Source organism: Pseudomonas sp. 18.1.10, assembly GCF_024655625.1.
Classification (GTDB): Bacteria; Pseudomonadota; Gammaproteobacteria; order Pseudomonadales; family Pseudomonadaceae; genus Aquipseudomonas.
In genome coordinates, this window is sequence record NZ_JANLGL010000319.1 from 1 (window position 1) to 4,721 (window position 4,721).

The following is a 4,721-nucleotide window of genomic DNA, read 5'->3' on the forward strand; positions in this document are numbered from 1 at the left end:
CCGCATATGTTGACTGGCCCACCGCATTCGCGAGCAAGCCCGCTCCCACATTTTGGATTTCAGTGTGTCTGGGGGTTATTCGTCAGCAGTGGGGTCCATGTCCGGGAACATCACTTCGATAAAGCCGAACTTGGTGAAATCGGTGATCCGCGACGGGTACAACCGCCCGATCAGGTGATCGCACTCATGCTGCACCACCCGCGCATGGAAACCGTCGGCCACCCGCACGATCGGCTCGCCCTTGGGGTCGAAACCTTCGTAGCGGATCTGCTGGTAACGGTCCACCGCCCCGCGCAAACCGGGCACGGACAGGCAACCTTCATAGCCCTCTTCCAGCACCGGACTCAACGGCGTGATAAGTGGGTTAATCAGGATGGTCTGCGGCACCGGCGGTGCGTCCGGGTAGCGTTCGCTGGCTTCAAAACCAAAGATCACCAGTTGCAGGTCAACGCCGATCTGCGGCGCGGCCAGGCCGACACCGCCGACGTGTTCCATGGTCTGGAACATGTCGTCGATCAATTGCCACAGCTCGGGGCTGTCGAACATTTCCGGGGGCACCGGTGGCGCGATGCGCAGCAGGCGCTCGTCGCCCATTTTCAGGATTTCACGGATCATCGATCAGACTTCATCAGTGGTGGGCTTGGAGTGGTCCCGGCCGAGGCCCGAGACATGTTGTTTTTCCTGCGGCGGCTCATCGAAATCCTTGGCACCCGGCGCCTTGCCTTCGGCCGACATGTGCTCGATCACGGCATTCATCTCCGCGCCCAGCAGCAACACGGCGGCGGAAATATAGAAGTACAGCAGTAACACGATGATCGCACCGATACTGCCATACATGGCGTTGTAGTCGGCGAAGGTTTTCACGTAGTAGCCAAAACCCAGGGACGCGATGATCCACACCACCACCGCCAGCACGGAGCCTGGGGTGATAAAGCGAAACTTCTGTTCTACGTCGGGCATCACGTAGTACATGAGGGCCACGGCGAACATCAGCAAAATCACGATTAAGGGCCAACGTACGATGGTCCACAGAGTGACCACAAATTCCTGCATGCCGATCTGCCCGGCCAGCCACTCCATCACTTGCGGGCCGAGCACCATCAGCGCGGCGGCAGCCAGCAGCATGCCGGCGATGCCCACGGTGTAGAAAATCGACAGCGGGAAGCGCTTCCAGATCGGCCGGCCTTCGACCACGTCATAAGCGGCGTTCATCGCGCTCATCATCAGGCGCACGCCGGCCGATGCGGTCCACAGGGCAATCACGATACCCACCGAGAGCAGGCCACCCTTGGACTGCTGCAACTGATCGATCACCGGGTTGACCTGCTCCAGGGCCTGGGGCGGCAACACCAGCTCCGACTGCAAGCGCAGCCAGGTGAAGAAGTCGGGCAGGTGCAGGAAACCGATCAGGGCGATGAGGAACAGCAGGAAGGGAAACAGCGAGAACAGCATCTGGTAGGCCAACGCCGAGGCGTAGGTGGACATCTCGTCATCGACAAACTCTTTGACGGTGCGCACCAGTACTTTGTGGAGCTTGAGGCCGTTGAGGACCGGAAAAATCATAGCGTCTCCTTTCGCCGCAAAAAGATTGAGTTCAAGGGCGACTCAGGGGCCGTTTTCTACATCAAGGTAGCTTATTTGGCGACCTTGAAACAATTTCGAAACTTTAACTGCATCCGGTGACATAAAAACGGCCATCCGTGGATGGCCGCTGTCGCTGCTCAAGTACCCGCCTATTTGACGGCTTTCTTGACGGCGTCCTTGGTGTCGCCAATGGCTTTTTCGACCTGGCCTTTCTTTTCCTGCACCACGCCTTCAGCGCGCAGTTTGTCATTGCCGGTGACTTTGCCGACGCCTTGCTTGATGTTGCCGACGGCTTCGTCTTTCAAACCTTTTGCCTTATCCGCTGTGCTGCCCATGGTATTTCTCCAGAAGAACAATCAAGGGTTTTGGTCATTACCTAGAGATTGACCCGGCGCTGTCCGGCAGAGTTTCAATTATTTTTCGAGGCGCATTTCATCGCCAGGCGCAGGTTTGGCTTTATGTTTTGCGGCCAACCCACGAGAATGCCCGGCAGATTCAGGCTGAAACGCTGAATAACAGATCCCGTAGGAAGGTTATGAAACTCAATAAAGCACAGGCCATCGCCCGCAGAAACACCGAACTGGGCGGTGCCGTACTCGGCGTCAACAACTGCCACTTCACCGACCTGGACAGCCGACGCAACATCTGGTGGTTCGACCTGCCGGTGGTGCGCATTGGCGTGGGCCAGTACGAGTGGATTCACCTGTTGATGCACAACGCTGAAACTGACCAGCTACTGCACCTGAAGGTGCCGACCGTGTTCCTGCGTGAGCACATCGAAGGCTTGGTGGTGCGCAATGCGCACAAGCGCAAGCCGGAGATCACCCTGGAGCTGAGCGCGGATAAGGATTCGTTCCTCAAAGATGTGCGGCCAGCCGGTGCGGGCATCAATTTCGCGCAATTTGCCCTGTAAAAACCCGGTTTAAAAACTGTGGGAGATTGGCTTGTGTGGGAGCTGGCTTGCCTGCGATAGCGGTTCTTCAGTCACTACTGGGCTGGCAGGTATACCGCCATCGCAGGCAAGCCAGCTCCCACATGGGATTGCATTCCAATCCAATCCCGGGAATCAGCCGGCAATAAAAAACCCCGCATTCGCGGGGTTTTTTATTGGGTCACTTCTTGAGGCCGAGCTTCTTCAACTCTTCATCACGCAACTCACGGCGCAGGATCTTGCCCACGTTGGTGGTCGGCAAGGCATCGCGGAATTCCACGAGCTTGGGCACCTTGTAGGCGGTGACGTTGGCGCGCATATGCTCCATCACCTGGTCCTTGGTCAAGGTGGCACCCGGCTTGACCACGATGAAGATCTTGATGATCTCCCCGGACTTCTCGTCCGGCACACCGATGGCCGCGCATTGCAGCACGCCCGGCAGGCCGGCCAGCACGTCTTCCAGCTCATTGGGGTACACGTTGAAGCCCGAGACCAGGATCATGTCCTTCTTGCGGTCGACAATGCGCATGTAGCCGTCCGGCTGGATGATCGCGATGTCGCCGGTCTTCAACCAGCCTTCGCTGTCGAGCATCTCGTCGGTGGCGTCCTGGCGCTGCCAGTAGCCCTTCATCACCTGCGGGCCCTTCACGCACAGCTCGCCGGTTTCGCCCAGCGGCAACTCGGTGCCATCATCGGCGATGACTTTGCACACGGTGGACGGTACGGGAATGCCGATGGTGCCGACCTGGATATGCTGGATCGGGTTCACGGTGGCAACGGGGCTGGTTTCGGTCATGCCGTAGCCTTCGCAGATGCCACAACCGGTTACGGCCTTCCAACGCTCGGCGGCCGCCAGTTGCAGGGCCATGCCGCCCGACAGGGTGACTTTCAATGCAGAGAAATCCAGCTTGCGGAACGCCTCGTTGTTGCACAACGCCACGAACAGCGTGTTCAGGCCGACAAAGCCGCTGAACTTCCACTTCGACAGTTCCTTGACCATCGCCGGCAGGTCGCGCGGGTTGCTGATGAGGATGTTGTGGTTGCCGATCAACATCATCGCCATGCAATGAAAGGTGAACGCATAGATGTGGTACAGCGGCAGCGGCGTGATCAGGATCTCGCAGCCTTCGTTGAGGTTGGAGCCCATCAGCGCCTTGCATTGCAGCATGTTGGCGACCAGGTTGCGGTGGGTGAGCATCGCGCCCTTGGCCACGCCGGTGGTGCCGCCGGTGTATTGCAGCACGGCAACATCGCCGCTCGCCGGGCTGGCATCGCTGACCGGTTGACCATGCCCCTTGGCCAGCACGTCGTTGAACTTGATCGCGTCTGGCAGGTGATAGGCCGGGACCATTTTCTTCACGTACTTGATGACGCTGTTGATCAGCAAGCGCTTGAGCGGCGGCAACAGGTCGGCGACTTCGGTGACGATCACGTGCTTGACGGCGGTCTTGGGCACGACTTTTTCGGCCAGGTGCGCCATGTTGGCCAGGCAGACCAGGGCCTTGGCACCGGAGTCGTTGAATTGGTGTTCCATTTCCCGCGCGGTGTACAGCGGGTTGGTGTTGACCACGATCAGGCCCGCCCGGATGGCACCAAAGACGGCGACCGGGTATTGCAGGACGTTGGGCAACTGCACGGCGATGCGATCGCCGGGCTTCAAGTCGGTGTGTTGTTGCAGGTACGCGGCGAATGCACCGGACAATTCGTACAACTCACCGTAGGTGATTGTCTTGCCCAGGTTGCTGAAAGCCGGTTTGTTGGCGAAGCGCTGGCAGGACTGTTTCAGTACCGCCTGAATATTTGGATACTCGTCTGGATTGATCTCTGGAGCAATCCCGGCGGGGTACTTATCCTTCCAAAAGTCTTCGTTCATGGAAGCCCACTCCTCAGCGACGCGAATTCATCATCGCATTTGATGCGATTATTATTGGTGTATGTTTTTTTAGGTGAATCTGGCGCTTTCAAGCAGGCCTAGACGTCACAAAGCGCGCCGAGAGTAGCAGCTTTGCCAAGGGCCGCCTAGAGCCAAACGCAGGCCCCACAGTCATATTCGCGACTGTCCTACAATATTTGGTCACACTATAAACAGCCCTTAATTACCCATTAAAAATGGCTCTGGAATAGGCCTTTCAGGACAACACAAGGCAAATGTGGGAGCGGGCTTGCCCGCGAATGCGGTCTACCAGTCACCCAATATGTCGACTGA

5 protein-coding genes are annotated in these 4,721 nt (G+C 58.0%); 1 reads left to right on the forward strand and 4 read right to left on the reverse strand.

Annotation, left to right across the window (positions count from 1 at the left end):
• Positions 1-75: 75 nt before the first annotated feature.
• The 3 genes from def to NUV89_RS27730 form a co-directional block, all read right to left on the reverse strand.
• Positions 76-615 (reverse strand): peptide deformylase, encoded by a 540-nt coding sequence (gene def / locus NUV89_RS27720; protein WP_257783824.1) that lies wholly within the window; start codon positions 613-615, stop codon positions 76-78.
• A gap of 3 nt (positions 616-618) precedes the next feature.
• Entirely contained in the window at positions 619-1,563 is a 945-nt protein-coding gene (locus NUV89_RS27725) for a YihY/virulence factor BrkB family protein (protein WP_257783825.1), read from the reverse strand.
• A 170-nt stretch (positions 1,564-1,733) separates the two neighbouring features.
• Positions 1,734-1,919: a CsbD family protein gene (locus tag NUV89_RS27730; RefSeq protein WP_257783826.1), complete on the reverse strand. Its 186-nt coding sequence runs from the start codon at positions 1,917-1,919 to the stop codon at positions 1,734-1,736.
• A 200-nt stretch (positions 1,920-2,119) separates the two neighbouring features.
• On the opposite strand from NUV89_RS27730, the gene NUV89_RS27735 reads away from it, so the two are divergent.
• A complete protein-coding gene (locus NUV89_RS27735; RefSeq protein ID WP_257783827.1) occupies positions 2,120-2,497 on the forward strand; it encodes a hypothetical protein in 378 nt (125 codons plus the stop codon).
• Positions 2,498-2,696: 199 nt separating this feature from the next.
• On the opposite strand, the gene fadD1 is transcribed toward NUV89_RS27735, so the two are convergent.
• The gene (fadD1, locus tag NUV89_RS27740) at positions 2,697-4,388 is read right to left on the reverse strand and encodes a long-chain-fatty-acid--CoA ligase FadD1 (RefSeq protein ID WP_257783828.1); all 1,692 of its coding nucleotides are present in this window, start codon (positions 4,386-4,388) and stop codon (positions 2,697-2,699) included.
• Positions 4,389-4,721: the final 333 nt, after the last annotated feature.

Bases quoted from the DNA above. Each gene is read 5' to 3' on its own strand.
- def (WP_257783824.1), bottom strand. From the start codon at position 615: ATGATCCGTGAAATCCTGAAAATGGGCGACGAGCGCCTGCTGCGCATC.
- NUV89_RS27725 (WP_257783825.1), bottom strand. From the start codon at position 1,563: ATGATTTTTCCGGTCCTCAACGGCCTCAAGCTCCACAAAGTACTGGTG.
- NUV89_RS27730 (WP_257783826.1), bottom strand. From the start codon at position 1,919: ATGGGCAGCACAGCGGATAAGGCAAAAGGTTTGAAAGACGAAGCCGTC.
- NUV89_RS27735 (WP_257783827.1), top strand. From the start codon at position 2,120: ATGAAACTCAATAAAGCACAGGCCATCGCCCGCAGAAACACCGAACTG.
- fadD1 (WP_257783828.1), bottom strand. From the start codon at position 4,388: ATGAACGAAGACTTTTGGAAGGATAAGTACCCCGCCGGGATTGCTCCA.